This window comes from Flavobacterium psychrolimnae (assembly GCF_003312425.1).
In the GTDB taxonomy this organism is placed as follows: Bacteria; Bacteroidota; Bacteroidia; order Flavobacteriales; family Flavobacteriaceae; genus Flavobacterium; species Flavobacterium psychrolimnae.
Window position 1 is genome coordinate 55975 of sequence record NZ_QNUX01000002.1, and the last position, 18209, is coordinate 74183.

Genomic DNA, 18209 nt, shown 5'->3' on the forward strand with positions numbered 1-18209 from the left:
ACTTTTTCAAGGTGGACATTTTGCGAACTGAAGCAAGTTGATTTATCTTATTATTCAGTCAGTTATTTCTAATCCCAATTCATATCTTATTTTACCTTTATTGTCTCTTACAATAATACATGAATAGGTTTTACCTCTCTCATAATAATCCCGGTCTTCCTCATGTATTTGTATATTTAAAATCTGATGATGTGTTTGTACCTTAGCAATGAAAAAAAAATTATCTTGAAAAATTAGAGATCTAGAGGATATGAAAAGGACTTTTATTTCGCGATGTTTTGGATCAAATATACTAGAGCTATTATTTTCCGTTTCACAAAATTTACAACATTCTAATCCGAAATTTTCGAATATAATTTTATCAAAATCAATAATACCTTTTTTAAAGGTCCACATAAAATAATCAATTAGATTTTTTATAACTATTTCTTTTATTTTTCTATATTCAATTAAAAATTCTTTAATTTTTATTATTTCCAAAAGAGAGGATTCTTCATAAAAAAGCGACTTCATTTTCTCTCGAATATACAAATCATCTCTCTCTATTAAATAATCATGTTTTAATAATTTTTTATACCAATAAGGTTTGCGTTGTAATATTAATTCTGTTTTTATAACACATTCTTCTAGTGTATCTAAAAAAAACTCATGGGTAAATTCACTGTTAATAGTTATTGAACCGGAATGCTCTATAATTTTAATTAATTCGTAATTTTCATTTAAAGCAGGAACACCTAACTGTTTCCTAAATTCAGTATTATATTTGTATAATATTAAAGACTTATCTATCTCTCCTTTTTCTATTTGTTCTTTAAATTTATTATCAATAAACCAATCTCTGTATTTCTTTACCGCTTCAATTCCAAGATTGCCTATTTCTGATGGAACAGTGTAGTTTTGATAATCATTTTTCAGATAAACACAATCTGAATTTAAATGGTATTTTAATGTCCGACCACTTTGTTCAAAAACATATGAATTTGAGTCATTAGATTTAGCGGTCATCTCATAAAAACTAATTTCTCCATTAAGCATGTTTTTTACATTAAAGAGATATTTTAAATCTAGTTTATTGAAAAATTTTGAAATTTTATGATTTTCATATATATGTTTGAAAAAAAAATCTTTATTAATTTCTTCTTTGACATCTAATTTTTTACATAATTTTTCAAAACTGTATTTTGAGATATAAACCCCAGTGGTTCCTCCAGGTATCATTATTGATTCTATATTAGGTTTAGTAGATTTTTGCTTAACTCTTTTATTAAATTCACTAATTGGCATGCTATAAATTAAGATGTTTTCATCATCACCATATGTAAATTCATTGATTTCATATATCTGAGAACCGTATTCATCCACTAGTTTTTCTCCTCCTTTACTCATCTTGGACAGTCTTTTTAAGTCTTCGTCTTGTTTAGTTGTTCTATTTTCTGGAAGAGTATTTAAAATGTTTGCAATTCGGTACGGCAATTTACTTATGTCTGAGTTGGCATATTGTCTTACAGAGATTGTTGGAATTTGTTCAGAACCGTCAGATAACTTAATTTTATTAAAAGGGGAAAATATTGAAAGTACTTCGTCGTCTTTCAATTCACCTACTTGTTTATGTAATTCTAATCCGCTTATTTGCTCAGCTAATTGAGGAAACATTTTTTCGTAACCTTCGATGGTCTTTTTCAGCCAAACTCTTATGGCTCTGTTGTTTACTGTAAATTTGTTATTTCTTATATCTAAGGTATCTAATAGATTCCCTTTTGTATCTGGTACTTTTAAATTTTTTAATTGAACTATCTCTAACATCATTTGATGAGTGCCTTGGTAATCCTTGATTTTTCCAACTCCTGCAACGAATATAGTTCCTGTCGGTACTAACGTCATTGCTTTTTGAACACTTGTTTTTAAAGATTCTTTGCTTACTACTGCTGTTTTAAATATGTGATTTGCCATGATAAATTTGTTTTTGTTTTTTACCTTATATAAAGTAGCAATGTTTACGAAAATAGGTCTTGTCTGAATTGATTTAATTTTGTTCTAAAGTATGAAATTGTAATCGTAGTTTTACAAAGTTAATTTCTGTTTTTTTAAATGAACGTCCTGTCTATTTCAATTGTCATTTTTCAGTACTTCATTTCATGTTTAGTGTTTACATTATATTTAAATGAATATTTATAATGAGATTCCTCCTTAGTCGGAATGACAGAGAGAGTGATTTATCTTTTTGAAAAACAAAACGTCCTAATCTAGCCCCGATGGAAGTAAGTATCCCACGCTTTTGGGCGTGAATACTGCGGACAGCGGGACAACTCGTGATGAAAAAAGCGGAAAGTGCTGCTCCTAAAAAAGAAAATAGCCATCGGATTTGGACTTTGTTTTTTTGTGGACGGTTTCTTAATTTGCTATTTTCAAACTTCGTACCTTTGCGCTTTAGAAATTGAAAGAAAATGATTGAAATAGGAAAATACAATACGCTTACCATTTTACGTGATACCAAAGTGGGTTTGTTTCTGGGAAATCCAGAAAAAGATCCCGAAGGAATTCATGACATTCTATTGCCTAACAAATACGTGCCAAACGAATTTGAAATAGGTGAGGAGTTGATTGTTTTTGTGTATTTGGACCACGAAGAAAGACCCGTTGCCACGACATTAGAGCCGTATGTATTATTGAATGAATTTGCACTTTTGCGTGTGAATTATACCAATCAGATTGGTGCTTTTATGGATTGGGGAATGGAAAAGGATATTTTGGTTCCGTTTAAAGAGCAGGCGCGTCCGATGGAAAAAGGAAAACGCTACCTGGTTTACCTTTATATGGACGAGAAAACCAATCGTTTGGTGGCTTCCAGTAAATTGAATCAGTTTTTAAAAAATGATCACCTGACGGTTGAAAAAGGGGAAGAAGTAGATTTAATTGTTTCTCATATTACTGAATTAGGAATTAACGTTATCATCAACGAAAAGTACAAAGGTTTGATGTACAAAGATGAAGTTTATGATGATGCGATTCGCACGGGAGACCGCATGCGAGGGTATATCAAGACAATACGTCCGGATAATAAGATTGATGTGGCACTGCAAGTTCAAGGATATCAAAGTATAGAGCCAAATGCAGAAAAAATTCTGGATGAGTTAAGAGCGAGCAGAGGTTTCTTGCGTTTGACTGATAATTCACATCCGGAAGATATTAAAACGGTTTTGAAAATGAGTAAGAAAACCTTCAAGAAAGCCATTGGCGCTTTATATCGAGAGAAATTAATCGAAATCAAGGAAGACGGAATTTACTTGGTTAAGGAATAAAAAAAAGAAAGACTAATCGTAACGGTTAGTCTTTCTCTTTTTAATGCTGTTTTAGAATATTAAATTCTGGCAACATTAAAATAAATTTGAAGTTCAAAGTAGCTTTATCCGCTTCTAAGCGCAATAGTATACTCGATACTATTTTAAAAATATTAACTTAAGCGTAAGTACTTTAAAAGATAGTTTTGTCTTTAAATGTACAATCACTTGCTTGAGAGTTAAGAAATAATTTCACAATAAGGCCGTTGGTTTTCTATATATTGGAAGATAATTTTCTAAACAATTGTTTATTAATGTCTCACTTTTGCAAGGACAAGAAAATAGTTCTTTAATTAACCGTAGGTGTTACTTTTTATTTTTTACTGCTGGGGCAAATGCTAGTATCATTAGCTCGTTTATCGGGGCTTTGAAAATATTTTTATAAGTTATTACCGTAGAAAAAGGAGCGACAACATTTTTAATTGCATTCAATACATTCTTTTTTTAGGTTAATAAATCAGTGAAGAATCAATAATTAATCAAGATAAAGAATTTGTATTCATCTGATTAGCTTGTCCTAAAATTAAAAATAATTTGAATTGGCGACTGTTAAAATGCTGTTTTTTTATTGTTTTTTAACGTTTTAAAGCCTTTAATCAGAGAAGGATTACCATAAGGTTATGCAAATAGAATAGATAAAATGTAAAAAATGATTTATTTTTACACTAAAATAATTTAAATCAATTGTAATGGATTGGATCACTGCTAAAGAATACGAAGATATCACTTATAAGAAATGCAATGGCGTTGCCAGAATTGCGTTCAACAGACCAGATGTGCGCAATGCGTTCCGTCCGAAAACTACTGCTGAATTGTATAATGCCTTTTACGATGCACAAGAAGATACTTCAATTGGTGTCGTTTTACTTTCTGCCGAAGGGCCTTCGTCTAAAGATGACGTGTATTCTTTTTGCAGTGGCGGCGATCAAAACGCACGCGGGCATCAAGGTTATGTAGGTGATGATGGACAACATCGTTTGAATATTTTAGAAGTGCAACGTTTAATTCGATTCATGCCAAAAGTAGTTATCGCTGTAGTTCCAGGTTGGGCAGTAGGTGGAGGACACAGTTTACATGTGGTGTGCGATTTGACTTTGGCGAGTAAAGAACACGCTATTTTCAAACAAACAGATGCTGACGTAACCAGTTTTGACGGTGGATACGGTTCGGCTTATTTAGCTAAAATGGTTGGACAGAAAAAAGCACGTGAGATTTTCTTCTTGGGACGCAACTATTCGGCTCAGGATGCTATGGATATGGGAATGGTGAATGCGGTAATTCCGCATGCTGAACTAGAAGATACGGCTTACGAATGGGCTCAGGAAATTTTGCAAAAATCTCCAATGGCGATTAAAATGCTGAAATTTGCGATGAATCTTACCGATGATGGAATGGTGGGACAACAGGTTTTTGCCGGTGAAGCAACAAGACTTGCGTATATGACCGAAGAAGCTAAAGAAGGAAGAAACGCATTTTTGGAGAAAAGAAAACCGAATTTCGAGAAAAAATGGTTGCCATAAAAAGTTTGATGTTTAAAGCTTAAAGTTGTTTTGAAAAGTAACTTTAAACTTTAGACCTTGCGCTTTAAACAAAATTTTATAAATGGAAAATTTTACAAACGAAACGATTGATACGCGCCAACTTCCAAAATTTGAGGAAGTAACTTTTACGAATTTGCATTCTAAATACATTTGGGTGGTATTGATTAATTTGGCGTTATTTATTGGTATACTTATTCTTGTTCCAATATTTGTTTCCATGTTTAAACCCGAACTGTTTTCTGGAAGAGTCTGGTTGATTATAGGTGTCGTTATTCCTGTATTCTCAGTTTTGTTGGTAGCATTTTCTATTATTGCATTTAAGAAAAAAGGATTTGCATTCAGAGAACACGATGTGCTTTTCAGGTACGGAATTATTGCTACAAATACAATCGTAATTCCTTATAATAGAGTACAGCACGTGGCTTTGCATGAAGGATTAATTTCACGGTATTTTGGTCTGGCTAAAATTGAAATTTTTACTGCTGGTGGAAGTTCCAGTGATATTGAAATACCTGGAATCGAAAAAGAACAAGCTGAAAATATCAAACAATTGTTGATGGGTAAAATACAAAAACAATTGTAATGGGAGCCGATTTTAGTCAGCCACAAAGGCAATCTTCAATAGGGATTTTGGTGATGTTTTTTTACACGCTTCAGCAATACGCCAGAGCGTTGTGGCCTATGATTGTGATTTGGATTTTTAAGTTTGACGAGGTTAATAAATTGTATTTTTTCCTTGGGATACTTGCCGTATTTGTAAGTATTGGAGTTATTTCTTATTTGAAATACCTGAATTTTACTTTCTTTTTGGATTCCGAAAACGACGAATTTATCATTACAGAAGGCGTTTTTAATAAAACCAAAACTGCGATTCAACTGCGTAAAATCCAACAAGTAAATATCAACCAGTCTTTTATTCAAAAGTTAGTTAGTGTTTATGAATTGGATGTAGACACAGCCGGAAGCAATAAAAAAGAAGGCGCTATCAAAGCGATTTCACATGAATTGGCTTTAGAATTGAAATTTCGTTTATTGGAAAATGAAGAACTAAAGACTACAATTGGAACAGAAACAACTTCATTGGAGGAAACCGAGCAAAAACTTTTTGAAGCCGCGCATCCTTTTATTAAAATCAGTTTTTTGAGTTTGTTGAAAGTTGGAATCACGTCCAATTATGGAAGAAGTATAGCTTTATTAGTGATTTTCTTTAGTACGATATATGAGAATTTTCAAAATTTTGGAGACGAAAGTAAAGTTTATGAAGAAAAAGTAGGTTCGTACATCGATAAAAACTTAGTGCTGCAAACTATTTTAACATCGATAATACTATTGTTTGTAGTGGTTTTGGTTGTGAATGTAATCCGTACTGTTTTCAAATACTATGATTACAAAATAACCCGACAAAAAGGATCTTTGCTTTTGTCTTTTGGATTGTTGAACACAAAAAGCACTATTATCAAGCCTGAAAAAGTTCAGATTACGACCGTTAAAAGGAATTATTTCCAAAAGAAAATGGGGATTCTGGAGCTGAAAATTAGACAAGCGACCAGCGGAGAAAAAGAAGAACGAAAATCAATAATTGAAATTCCGGGATGTAGTGAAGCAGAGAGAGATTCGATATTGAGATTATTGTTTCATAAAATTCCTGAAAAAGGGTTGATGTTGCAACCTAATTTTCGTAAACTTATGTTTTCGATTTTCTTGACAATAGGATTACCTTTGTTGGGATTTATGGCGGTTGGGTATTGGCTTGAGCCTATAATTTTTGAATATAGTTATGTGGTGCCGGTGTTTGTAGTTGTTATTGGATTAATCCAGTATTTTAGATTTAAAAATAATCGATTATTTATTCACCAGAATTTTATAATAAAGCAAAGTGGCGCTTGGGATATCAGCAATGATATTATTGAGCCCAGTAAAATACAAGCAATTACAACTTCGCAGCTTTTCTGGCATAAAAAGTTAGATATTGGTTCCGTAATATTGCATACTGCAGGAGGAAATATAGATTTTCAGTTAGCGAATTATTCAATAGTAAAACAACAAGTCAATCTTTGGTTGTACGAAATAGAAACTTCCGATAGCAATTGGATGTAACAAAATGGTTTAAAGTGTAAGGTTTAAAGTTGTCTGTGCAACAAATCTTAAGTTTTAAACTGCAAATTTTTAAATAAAAAAATATGAAACATTGGATTGAAGCCGCACGATTACGAACCTTACCCTTATCGGTTTCTGGAATAATAGTTGGGAGTATGTATGCTTTGGCGCACCCAACAGATAGTATATTAACGCCAACCGAGGTCTTTAATTGGCGATTATTTGGATTTGCTATATTGACAACATTAGGATTGCAAATACTGTCCAATTTTGCTAATGATTACGGTGATGGCATGAAAGGAACAGATAATGAAGATCGGGTAGGGCCAAAACGGGCGATACAAAGCGGTGTGATTACTCCACAAGCCATGAAGCGCGCTATTATAATTACATCAGCCTTGACGTTGCTTTCAGCGATGTTGTTGATTTATTATGCGTTTAGAGATACAAATCTATGGTATTCCTTTTTCTATTTAGTATTGGGAATTCTGTCAATTGTATCTGCCATTCGCTATACGGTTGGAAATACGGCGTACGGCTACCGTGGATTTGGCGATGTATTTGTCTTTGTATTTTTCGGATTGGTGAGTACTTTAGGAGTGAATTTTTTATACTCGAAACAATTGGATGCGTTGTTGGTTTTGCCGGCGGTCGCTATAGGATTATTGAGCGTGGGTGTTTTGAATTTGAACAATATGCGAGATGAAGCATCGGATAGAAAATCAAATAAAAACACGATTGTTGTGAAAATTGGCGGAGCCAAAGCTAAAATATACCATTATTTTCTGATTGTAGCGGCGATGGTTTTGGTGTTGATTTTTGCATTTACTGACGATTTTCATTTTGATCAATACTTGTTTTTATTAGCCTATATCCCTTTAATCAAACATTTAATTACCGTTTATAAAAATCAAAACGCTAAGGAATTAGATCCTGAATTAAAAAAACTGGCGCTGAGTACTTTTGCACTTTCAGTGTTACTCTCATTAGGTATGATTTACTTTTTTTCGGATATCATTGTGAATACTTTTTTAGGCGGGAGATAAATTAATAATCAAATAGGGAATCATTCCATTTTTAAATTAATAAATATGAAAATAACATTTTACGGTCACGCGTCATTAGGAATCGAAGTTGGTGGCAAAAACATCATTGTAGACCCGTATATTTCGGCTAATCCAAATGCAGCTCACATTGATATTGACTCTTTGAAAGCAGATTATATTTTGCTTACGCATGCTCACGGGGACCATATTCTCGATGTCGAGGCAATTGCCAAAAGAACGAATGCGGTAATTGTTTCCAATGCAGAAATTGCAGGTTATTATGGTGCAAAAGGGTTTCAATCACATCCCATGAATCACGGAGGAAGTTGGAATTTTGATTTTGGGAAATTGAAATATGTAAATGCGATTCATTCCAGTTCTTTTCCTGATGGCAGTTACGGAGGAAATCCGGGCGGTTTTGTCATTGAAGGCGAACATAAAAATATCTACATTGCAGGTGATACAGCTCTGACAATGGATATGAAACTTATTCCGATGCGCACTAAACTTGATTTAGCAATTTTGCCGATAGGCGATAATTTTACCATGGATGTCGAAGATGCCATAATCGCTTCTGATTTCTTGGATTGCGATAAAATTCTAGGCTACCATTACGATACTTTCGGTTATATCGAAATCGACCATAAAGAATCCATTCGTAAATTTTTCAATAAAGGAAAAGATTTGATGTTACTGGAAATAGGAAGTTCCATAGACTTGTAAAGTCATTGCGAGTTTTTCGAAGCAATCTCCTGCTATTCGCTTGTATCTTTACTTGCTTAAAAAAGCAAGTAAAGGATACCGCTGCTATCAGGGCTAGGTTAATCGTTGCTATAACACTTTATCAACTTTGCTAAAACTTTGTGTTTAAATTTTAAAGAATTCCAAGTCAATCATGCATAAAAAGAATTTTATCGTTTTATTTTTGTTGCTAATTACTGCAAATACCGTTTTCTCTCAAAAAGACGGCTATTGGGATAAAACCCGTGCTACAACCAAAGAAATTACGGTTTCCGCTAGAGACAGAATCATCATAAAAACCCAAGATTTCCCCGAAGGTACCACCGAAGTCGTTTACAGAATAACACTTTTGGATAAAAATCAGCAAATGGCGGGTAGTTTAGTTTCGGTTTTAAAAGCTATACCAGACCCAACGGGAATCAGTCAAGGTTCAGCAGGAGCAGTTTTTATTTTGTCTAAAATTTCAGGAGATGATAAATGTAAATATGCTGTTTTCTCTAGCGCTGAATTTGCTACAAAATACAAAGAAAACGGAAAAACAGATGATGCTTGTTTGGTTCAAGATACACCAGTCAGTAAAGATGCCAAGCGACTATCTACAGAGAAATCTGCTTGCATGCAATCGAATTCAGGGAATTTATGGTTTGGTTTCGAAAGTAAAAACTGGATTATGAACCAAAAAATTATTCTGGAAGTCGTGCCATGGGTCGATAATACACTCAGTCGTGGCTGGACACTTGAAAACAGAAAAGCAATCATCGATCAATGTAAAACATCCAATTTGGCTCAAAAAATGACCAATTCAGATGATTTTTGCGTTTGTATCCTCGATAAAATTCAATCCAAATACACCTTTAAGGAATTTCAGAAATTATTGACTGTAGAGCGTGCTAAAGCGTTTAAAGATTTTGGAAACAGTTGTTTTGGTGAAAGCAGTCTTTCTAAAAGTGTTTATGACGATTTGCGCAAGCAAGCCGCTGTACTAGCAAAACAAGGAAAGCAAGGTGAGGCTATTGTGAAACTTGCTACAATAATCAATGATGGAAAAGCAACTGCTTTGGATTACAACGCAATAGGAAGTAGTTATCTTTTGACGAAGCAATACGGGAAAGCGATCAAATTCCTAAAAGAAGGCGAAAAAATTGATAATACAGAGTTATTGATACAATTGAATTTGGCGCATGCCTATTTATTAAATGATAATTATTCGTCAGCTAAAGCCATTTATAAAGAATATCAATCTCAAAATGTTACAGATAGTTTGAGTTGGACTCAAAAAATAAAACAAGATTTCGCTGCTTTCAAAAAGGCAGGAATAACTTCCAGTGATTTTGAAAGAATTTTGAAGTTGATGGAAAAGTAAAATTATTCTCTTTAAGGATTTGTCAAGTCGAGCGCAGTCGAGACTCATCAATTAGGTCTCGACTTAACAAGATTAGGTATTGCTTATTTTATCATGCGAATATGTAACTCATAATTTATAACTCATAATTAATAATTTTTTTGAAAGCAACGTACCACAAATACATCCTTAATTTCAAACGCCCATCGGGAACTTCCCGTGGCGTTATGACCGAAAAAGAAACTTGGTTTATTGTCTTGGAACAAGATGGTAAAAGAGGAATAGGAGAATGCGGAATCCTTCGCGGATTGAGTATTGATGATCGGCCGGATTATGAAGAAAAATTGCGATGGACTTGTGATAATATTCATCTTGGAAAAGACCATCTTTGGGAAGCGTTATTAGAGTTTCCTTCAATACAGTTTGGAGTCGAAATGGCGTTTCAATCTTTAGTGAGTGAAACTCCTTTTTTACTCTTTCCTTCGGACTTTACAAATGGTACAAAATCTATCTTGATAAACGGTTTAGTTTGGATGGGTGAGGAGGTTTTTATGAAGCAACAAATCGAAGAAAAACTAGCACAGGGTTTCCGTTGCATTAAACTCAAAATAGGAGCGATAGATTTCGATAAAGAATTGCAATTATTGCGATTTATTCGGGAACATTTCACTCCGGAACAAGTCGAAATTCGGGTGGATGCTAACGGGGCTTTTGATGAAAATGAAGCTTTAAATAAATTAATACAACTATCTGAATTTAAGTTGCATAGTATTGAGCAACCAATACAAAAAAATCATACTGACAGTATGGCAGAACTGTGTAAAGCCACTCCTTTTCCTATTGCTTTGGATGAAGAGCTGATTGGTGTGTTTACTTTGGCTGAAAAAGAACAATTATTAGAGAAAATCAAGCCACAATACATCATTTTGAAACCTAGTTTTGTGGGTGGTTTTCGAGGCACGCAAGAATGGATTTCATTGGCTGAAAAGCATAAAATAGGGTGGTGGATTACCTCTGCTTTGGAGAGTAATATTGGACTGAATGCCATCGCGCAATGGACGTTTTTACAACATAATGTAATGCCTCAGGGATTAGGAACCGGAGCGCTTTATACCAATAATTTTGACTGTCCATTGGAAGTTTCAGAGGGACAATTATGGTATAAAAATGAATTGAATTGGGCGTTTGATTTTGCCCTTTTGAAATAGATTATTTCGTAGTTTTCTTTTGTTCACCGTCTCCCAATAAAACGGATAACGTCTTTAAGCTTGGTGTGCGGTCCGCAATCAACTTTGCTATACTGATGAAAGGAATGAAAAGAATCATTCCTGCAGCGCCCCATAAAATACCTCCCACAATTACCACAATAATTATAACCAATGTATTTATTTTCAAGCGGCTTCCTACTGCAAATGGAAATATAATATAGGCTTCCAGTAACTGTACAATTGAAAAAACTACAATAACGGCTAGTGGATACCAAATGGAATTATACGTAATCCAGGAAACTGCAATGGGCAAAAGAGCGGATATCATGATTCCAACATACGGAATAAAAGTTAAAATTGAGGCTATAAAACCAAACAGAAAGGGATTTGGTACCCCAATTATCCAAAGTCCAATGCTGTTTAATAAGCCAACTACTAAATAAACTACCAACATTCCTTTAATGAAATTGTAATATTCATGAATGGTTTCCACAAGGATTTCATGAATGGTGTTTTTTCTTTCAGGAGGAAAAAGCTCATATAAGGCATTCGATAACATCTGGCGATGGAAGAGTATTAATGTAGAGAAAACAGGAATCATGATTAGAAAAAATGCTGATTCAGACAGAGAATAAGCGGTGTTCCGAACGATTGAAAAGGCTTGTGAACCGGAGTTGTTGAGTGTATTATTGATAAAATCACTTTGTTTTTCCAAACTAATATCAAATCGTTCTGAAATAAATAGGCTCAATTGATTTACTGTTTCGGCTAGTTTCACTCGCAACGATTGCCACTCTTGAAGGAATTCTGAAAATTGCGCTATTAGTAAGTAGATGATACCTCCGACCAAAAGAGTTGCTCCTAAAATGGAAATGAAAATAGCAATTCCTTTGTTTATTCCTTTTGTTTCCATCCATTTACAAACAGGATACAGAATAAAACCAATGAGTAAAGAAAAACTTAACGGAATAAATAGTGTTTTGCCAAAATAAAGCAGAAGACAAGCTAAGACTATTAACTGAAGAATTTCTAAAACAGAATATTTTCTGTCGGAGTGAAATATAACGGGTGTCTTAGAAGATTGCAACATACAAATTTGTTTTTAAATCCGTTTTTACGATTCGTATTGTAAACGATTTTTAATAAAAGTACGAATTTTAAAGTATTGAAATACAGTAAATTGAATGTTTCTTATAATTACATTTTAGTATCTAATAATCGTCTGTGGTAATTGATTTGACCCAAATGATAGGCTAGGTGCGTAGTCAAATGGATAAGCATAAATTCAGTTGAAGTTTTATTTTGGAAAACTAAAAGGGGATATTCTGTATTTAAATCTTCTTCACAAATAACATTAAGCGCATTGTTAACCACAATTCTCGTTGCTTCGATTTTTGAAAGCAATTCTGTTTTTGGAATGTCTTTCAGTGAAAATTCGAGTGCTCTGTTTCTGATATATCCGGTTTTTCCAAATTCGGCTCCAATGTATGTATTTAAGTTTCCAATTAAATGCAAACACAGATTTCCTGCTGAATTGCTGATATTACTTTCGATTTTCCAAAGATTAATTTCATTTTGGTACGATTCAATTTCAAATTTAAGAATGTTTAAATCCCTATTGAAAAGTATCTTTAGAGTTTCAATCAACATGGTGGGTGTCTTTATATTTTTTCAAGGATAAGAGTGCTTTTTCTTGAATTTTTTTCTGAAAGAAACCGGTCCATCCAAATAGATGTCCGGTAATTCCAAAGGCTTGTTTCGACCATTTATAAAGATCAAATTCATCCGTATGCTTAATAATTAGTCCGTCTTTGAACTGAAATTGAGCCTGAATTACATTCACTACTTTTCTATTTGTTTTGCTGAAGTTGTAAGTTGCAATCCATTGTGCAGAACCTAAATATTCAGTAGCTTTTATATCTGAGTATTCGATTTTAATATTTCCATTACTTTTTTCTATCAGCATTTTCCACATTTGGCAAACATCATTTCCTTTCAATAAACCGAAAACAGGATCACGAAATTGTATCGTTGAATCGTAACATTCACACATTGTCTTTGCATCTGCATTTGAAAAAGCAGAATAGAATTTTACCAGGGTTTTCTCGTTATCAGTCATGTTTTACATAAAGTGATTAGTAAAATTACTAATTATTTTGCGAAAATTCACACTTTGAAATATAATTAGGGACTTGCAAAAATAAAAGATAGTCTCTTTTAATAGAAATATTAAAAAGAAGTGATTCCAATTCATGAAGTTACGAAGCATTTGTACTTTAAATTTTGGCACAAAAAAAAAGGATAGACTTTTTAGTTTCTATCCTTTTGGGTATTTATAAAATGTATTCTCCGACTACTTTAAATTATTTAACAGCAGGAATAATATCAATAATTACGGTACGGTTGTAAAAACGTTCCTCTGGAGTTTTATTTTCAAAAGGAGAATTGTTTTCATTTTCACCAAAACCAGAAACTTCAAATTTTACATCATTTCTACCAGTTTTAGCTAAAGCATTTGCAATGATATTTTTTGCATCATTTGCACGTGCAAGAGATAATCCTTGATTGTACACTTCTTCACCAATAATATCAGTATGACCTTTGATAAGAACCGTTGCTCCTACAGGAATTTTGGGTGTAACTACTTCAGTAAGGTATTTTTCATACATCGTAATTGCTTTTGACGTATTAAATTCATAGATGATACTATATCTTGTACCTTCTACCATTGTAGCAGGAGTCCAAAGTGTCACGTGAACCGGAGTTTCTTTCTCTATAATTTTACCACTTTTGGTTTGACCAATCATTTTTACTTTAAAATCACCTTCTGGACGATTTCCTAAAATTGATTTTCCAGGAATTTTAACCTCTTCTTCAGTATACGGTCCAAAAGATTGTACTTTTCCTTGTTCGTCAGCTATTTGTAATGACCAAGAAGATAAAGCTTCACCAGCTCCTTTGTTATTAAAGGTTACATAACTGTCAACGGGTGCGACTTGCGAAGCAACCATTTGAACTGGTTTTAATGGAGCATCAGGGCCACTTTGAAATTCCATCAATAAATCAGGACTGTTACTTTCAATAGAAACTCTGCGGTCACCTTCTCGTAGCAACACTAATTCTTGAGTTCCTCCTGGTTGTTCTGATGGGATATTTGGTTTATCTTGACCCTTAGTTGTAATTCTAGTTGCATTAATTGCAAATACGTTTACTAAATACGTTTTCACTGATTCTGCCATAGCAAGACCATCTGTATTTCCTTTTTCTGATGAACCAACCAAAGTAATAGTTGCAGCAGGATTTTTTTGCATACGATCCCCAAGGATGTTCAACACATTATAATAAACTGTCATTTGACGTTTAGAACGATCTGATAAATTTTTAGGAGCAAATGTTTCCAATTGATCTTCTTTAAAGTCTTTCACTTGATCTTTCGTTAATAAAACATAACGGTTTGGAATTTCAGTTGATCCTTCGTTAAAGAAAACGTAGTTTCTAAGTGGGAAAACTTCAGTCATTCTTTTTTCACCTTGAACATTGCTAGGAGAATTTACAGTAAAATCAACCTCACGGTCTTTTACCATATCTGTAGCTTGTTGGATATTTTGTCCTTGACCAAATTTAAGCGCTACACCAGCTCTAATTGTAGTAATGTTCCAAGTTTCTGTAGCACGTGGATTTTGACCAAAATAAGGTTGGAAAGAAACAAAAGGAGATAAAACAAATTGTGTTTTGTTACTATCAGAAGAAAGTGGAATATCATATCCAGCGCCAATTTGCATGGACAAAATAGTTTTTTCAATTTCACTAAATTCACCCGATACCGCCGCTGAAGGCTCTTGATCTGGGAATGCAGGATTAATTCCTAACTGATACGTAAATGATTTATCCAGATTGAAAGCCAAACGTGGACCTCCATAAAGGTAAAAATTAGATTTAAACGGAGCAAAACGTACGCTTGGTTCTACCGTGATATAACTAAGATCAGTAGATAAATCAGCTGGACAGTCACATGCTGTAAGCACTTGGTCAAAAGAACCTTTACGGCTATCAAAACCTGCTTGTAACATAACTCCCCATCTAGAAGTAGCAGGGCGATATTCTAAAAGCGGCGCAATAAAAAGTCCAACACCGTCACCGTCATGAAAAGTCGCAGGAGGTGTAAAAGCAGCATTTAGCTGATTTGTAGAACCACGGTAAAAGTTGAAATTTGCTCCACCGGCAACTCCAAAATACCAAGAAGGTTTTGCATATTTAATTGCTTGTGCTTCCTGTGCTTGTATAGGTGTTTGAACACTTAACCATGTCAAAGACACAAGTAAAAGACTTTTGATTGGTAAGTTATTAGGGGACCAAGCTTGGCGTAATCCCTTTTTTAAATTAGTTATATTGTTCATATTATTTATATTGTTTGATTCATTTTAAATATATCCCGCCTTTCGACGGGATAAAACTTTTTGTTTATTAAATCTATTGGACTAATGCTTAATTAGCAGGTACATTGATAGTTGTATTCACCATAGTAACTGAAGCTACTAATGAAATTGCTCTACCATTCAATACCGTTTGCACAGCATTTCCAGCAGTTGAGAATGTAACTCCGGCAGAAGCAATAATAGTTCCTGTCATAACTCCACCACCAGCGCCATTAATCACGGCTGCAGTACCAACATACCAGTATACGTTTTTAGCTTGGGCACCGTTTACTAATTTTACACTTTTAGCACCATTTGGACCAGCGATTCCTACTGTTAAACCAGCTGCTGTTTGAAAAATCCAAACTGCATTAGGATCACCTTTAGCATCTAAAGTTAAATCACCATTTGATATTTTGAAAGTTGCACCTGCTGATTTATAAATTCCTGGAGCTAAAACTAGATTCCCTAATTCACCTGCACCTGGATCCATTCCACCTGGTTTTTGTGCTGGAGAAATACTAAGATAAGCTGCATTTGCATCAACTAATCCTTGAGTAGCAATAGCTGCAGAGGCTGCTGAACCTGGAGCTGGGGGCGCTGTATGGATTCTTCCACTTACACGTCCTACATTAAGAGGAGTTTCTGTGTATACATCTCCTGTCGTACCATCATGAAATCCTGTTACTAGAGTCGCAGCAGCGGTTGTTCCAATATTTCCATTAATCACTGTATTCAAACCTTGATTCGTAATTCCTGCGTTTCCTCCAAAAACTCCGAAAAATAAACCGCTAGCGGCTGCTGGAGGTGGAGTAACAACTGCTGGATTCACTGTTGAGAAAGTCCATACATAGTTATTTGCCAATGAAGCACCTGCTACATTTTTAGCTCCTGTTGTGATAGTTGCAGTATAAGTAAGTCCTGCCTCAAAAGAATTAACTGGATTAAATGAAGCGGTTGTTCCACTGTAAGAAACTACTCCTGCAATAACAGTCGTACCTTGTCTTAAAGTAAAAGTTGTGGCATTAATAGTCAAAGGATCCATAGCTGTGCTAAATGTAGCAGTAACCGTTTTATTTAGATTTACTCCAGTTGCATTATTAAGAGGGTCAGTTGCAGTAACTGTTGGTGCAGCAGCGGTAGTAAATTTCCATACATAATTATTTGCTAATGGTATACCTGATACACTTTTTGCTCCTGTAGTAATTGTAACCGTATAATCATTATTTGCAACATATCCATTAGTAGCTGTAAAAGATACTGTTGAACCTGCATAAGTAATTACACCAGGCACTGTAAATGTTCCATGTTTTACTGTAAATGTTGTACTGTTTAAAGTTAAAGGATCCATTGGTACACTGAATGTTGCAGTAACCGTTTTGTTTAAACTTACTCCTTTAGCATTATTAGTAGGGTCAGTTGCAGTCACTGTTGGAGGTGCTTCTGTAGTGAAATTCCACACATAATTTGCAGCTAAAGGCGTTCCGTCTAAATTTTTAGCACCATTAGTAATTGTAACTGTATAAATTGTATTAGGAGTTAAGGCAGCAGTTGGTGTAAAAGTTACGACTGAACCAGCGTAAGCAATCGTTCCAGCAACTGAATTAGTTCCTTGATTTACGATAAAAGTAAAATTATTTATTGTCAATGGATCCATTGGAATACTAAATGTCGCAGTAATTGTTTTATTTAAAGGAACATTTGTAGCATTATTTGCAGGATCTGTTGTAATAACAGTAGGTACTATAACCATTCCAGTACTAAATGTCCAAACATAATCCGTTTGAAGGGCATTACCCATAACATCTTTAACACCAGTTTTAATTCTTCCAGTGTAAGTAGTGTTTGGTTTCAGAAAACTTGAAGGAGTAAATGTAGCAGTTGTTCCGCTATAAGTAACTGTACCTGCAACAGCAGTACCGTTAGCTTCCGTAACAATGAAAGTAGCTTCATTAATCGTTGTTGGGTTCATTTCTTCATTGAATGTTGCAGAAATAACTTGTCTTAAGGGAACACCTAAAGCCCCATTTAATGGAATTGTAGAAGATACTACAGGACAGACACCTTCTGTCTCAATAAAATTGTCTTCTGCACAACCTGAAATTAATGCAATAATCAGTATTGCAAAGGTTAGTAGTAGTTTTTTAGTATTCATTTTTTTAAATTTAGGGGATTAAGTATTTTATCGTCAAAGGTGAGCCTTTCATCGACTAAATAAGTTATACAATTAACTTTATAAGTTGTAAGATTCACTTATTTTATTTGTTAAAAAAATAATCAAGTTATTTAAAATCAATGTTTTAATATTTAAAAAGTGTTAACATTGTGTTATCACAATTAATTGTTAGGAAGAAAAAAAATATAAATGAAGACGATAATTGGAAAAAAGAAAAATAGGAGAGTATTCATTATTCTAAAACTATATTTTAAAATAATGTAAACGAAAAGTAGTATTTGTACCGTATGAAATAACAGCGTTAT

Annotated in this window: 14 protein-coding genes; 8 read left to right on the top strand and 6 right to left on the bottom strand. The window is 33.9% G+C overall.

The genetic code is table 11. The annotated features are described in order from the left end of the window. Nucleotides 1-54 precede the first annotated feature (54 nt). Entirely contained in the window at nt 55-1950 is a 1896-nt protein-coding gene (locus DR980_RS02490) for a hypothetical protein (RefSeq protein ID WP_113633692.1), read from the bottom strand. A gap of 494 nt (nt 1951-2444) precedes the next feature. Here DR980_RS02490 and DR980_RS02495 point away from each other — a divergent pair, with 494 nt between their 5' ends. The 8 genes from DR980_RS02495 to DR980_RS02530 all read left to right on the top strand — a co-directional run bounded on the left by DR980_RS02495 (nt 2445) and on the right by DR980_RS02530 (nt 11313). Continuing rightward, nucleotides 2445-3299 (top strand): CvfB family protein, encoded by an 855-nt coding sequence (locus DR980_RS02495; protein ID WP_113633693.1) that lies wholly within the window; start codon nt 2445-2447, stop codon nt 3297-3299. Nucleotides 3300-4027: 728 nt separating this feature from the next. Continuing rightward, nucleotides 4028-4858 carry a 1,4-dihydroxy-2-naphthoyl-CoA synthase gene (locus tag DR980_RS02500; protein ID WP_113633694.1) on the top strand — a complete coding sequence of 277 codons (831 nt, stop codon included), beginning with the start codon at nt 4028-4030 and terminating at the stop codon, nt 4856-4858. An 82-nt stretch (nt 4859-4940) separates the two neighbouring features. Continuing rightward, on the top strand, nt 4941-5462 hold the full coding sequence (locus DR980_RS02505) for a PH domain-containing protein (protein WP_113633695.1): 522 nt from the start codon (nt 4941-4943) through the stop codon (nt 5460-5462). Then, nucleotides 5462-6976, top strand: a complete 1515-nt coding sequence (locus DR980_RS02510; protein ID WP_113633696.1) for a PH domain-containing protein — start codon at nt 5462-5464, stop codon at nt 6974-6976. Before DR980_RS02505 ends, DR980_RS02510 begins: the two co-directional genes overlap by 1 nt. Before the next feature lie 83 nt (nt 6977-7059). After that, nucleotides 7060-8022, top strand: coding sequence for a 1,4-dihydroxy-2-naphthoate octaprenyltransferase (gene menA / locus DR980_RS02515; protein ID WP_113633697.1), 963 nt, complete (start codon nt 7060-7062; stop codon nt 8020-8022). Nucleotides 8023-8067: 45 nt separating this feature from the next. Next, nucleotides 8068-8745 (top strand): metal-dependent hydrolase, encoded by a 678-nt coding sequence (locus DR980_RS02520; protein ID WP_113633698.1) that lies wholly within the window; start codon nt 8068-8070, stop codon nt 8743-8745. Nucleotides 8746-8917: 172 nt separating this feature from the next. Further along, a complete protein-coding gene (locus tag DR980_RS02525; protein WP_113633699.1) occupies nt 8918-10126 on the top strand; it encodes a tetratricopeptide repeat protein in 1209 nt (402 codons plus the stop codon). Between the two features lie 140 nt (nt 10127-10266). Then, nucleotides 10267-11313, top strand: a complete 1047-nt coding sequence (locus DR980_RS02530) for an o-succinylbenzoate synthase (RefSeq protein ID WP_113633700.1) — start codon at nt 10267-10269, stop codon at nt 11311-11313. Nucleotide 11314: 1 nt separating this feature from the next. Here the strand turns inward: DR980_RS02530 and DR980_RS02535 are convergent, their stop codons facing one another. The 5 genes from DR980_RS02535 to DR980_RS02555 all read right to left on the bottom strand — a co-directional run bounded on the left by DR980_RS02535 (nt 11315) and on the right by DR980_RS02555 (nt 17883). Continuing rightward, nucleotides 11315-12403, bottom strand: a complete 1089-nt coding sequence (locus tag DR980_RS02535) for an AI-2E family transporter (protein WP_113633701.1) — start codon at nt 12401-12403, stop codon at nt 11315-11317. Nucleotides 12404-12510: 107 nt separating this feature from the next. Beyond that, nucleotides 12511-12963: a DUF1572 family protein gene (locus DR980_RS02540; RefSeq protein WP_113633702.1), complete on the bottom strand. Its 453-nt coding sequence runs from the start codon at nt 12961-12963 to the stop codon at nt 12511-12513. Next, nucleotides 12953-13432, bottom strand: a complete 480-nt coding sequence (locus DR980_RS02545) for a nuclear transport factor 2 family protein (protein WP_113633703.1) — start codon at nt 13430-13432, stop codon at nt 12953-12955. The genes DR980_RS02540 and DR980_RS02545 overlap by 11 nt, the downstream gene beginning before the upstream one ends. A gap of 244 nt (nt 13433-13676) precedes the next feature. Next, on the bottom strand, nt 13677-15710 hold the full coding sequence (locus DR980_RS02550) for an OmpA family protein (protein WP_113633704.1): 2034 nt from the start codon (nt 15708-15710) through the stop codon (nt 13677-13679). A gap of 88 nt (nt 15711-15798) precedes the next feature. Beyond that, nucleotides 15799-17883, bottom strand: coding sequence for an Ig-like domain-containing protein (locus DR980_RS02555; RefSeq protein WP_113633705.1), 2085 nt, complete (start codon nt 17881-17883; stop codon nt 15799-15801). Between the last annotated feature and the right edge of the window lie 326 nt (nt 17884-18209).